We start from the raw sequence: 792 nt of genomic DNA on the forward strand, positions 1-792 counted from the left end.
TGGGCCGTCTGCGGCTTGGGTGGGGCGTGGCCGGACGATCCTGCCGCATCCGCGTCCAATCTTATCCATTTTTGCCCGTATTCGCGAATCCGGTGGGTCGCTGGCAGGTATTGCCCACTTGACTGGTTGGGATGGTCATGGTGCCGTTGGTGGTGTGTGGAGAACAGTTCTCCTGGTCGCTCGGATACACATCGACCTCATGCGGATGATCTGCGGGCGCTGTTACCGCGGCTGATCGGCTGCCGCCTGTACGGCCCCGTCTGCGCAGGCCCGGCGGTTCACCGTCTGCAAGCACCGCGCGTTCCACCGTCTCCCCTGTGCCTCTCGCCGCACCCGAGTCACATGGTCATTTACGCAGGCCGCCGCCGGACACGGGGGTTCGTGGCACAGGTCCTGATCCGCTGCGCTTCACCCACCCTTCCACAAAGGACGCCGACCCTCGTGAGAAAATCGCCGACCCGGACAATGCCGGTTCAGACGACAGCGCCGGTTCAGACGACAGCGCCGGTTCAGCCGACAGCGCCGGTCCAGCCGGCCAAGCCGATTCAGACGACCGGAACAGCCGGGATGGCGGCGGCGTCCGCCGAACATCCGGTGCGGGCGCTGCTGACCCGACGCGGCCTGCTGGCCGGTACCGGCGCCGGTGGGCTTGCCGCGCTCCTCGCGGCGTGCGGCGGTTCGACGGGTGACGCGGACGCCGCCGACTCCTCGGCGTCCTCGACCGCGGGCGGGAAGCGGGGAGGCACCGTCACCCTGAGCGCTCCGCCGCCGCCGACCGCGCTGGATCCGGTG

1 pseudogene is annotated in these 792 nt (G+C 69.1%); it reads left to right on the top strand.

Features of this window, described 5'->3' with window-relative positions:
- Nucleotides 1-567: 567 nt before the first annotated feature.
- Nucleotides 568-792: pseudogene (locus NBW84_RS20780) on the top strand (hypothetical protein); the annotation flags it as partial.

Origin of the sequence: Protofrankia sp. CiP1_Cm_nod2 (assembly GCF_920664355.1) — a bacterium.
Taxonomy (GTDB): domain Bacteria; phylum Actinomycetota; class Actinomycetes; order Frankiales; family Frankiaceae; genus Protofrankia.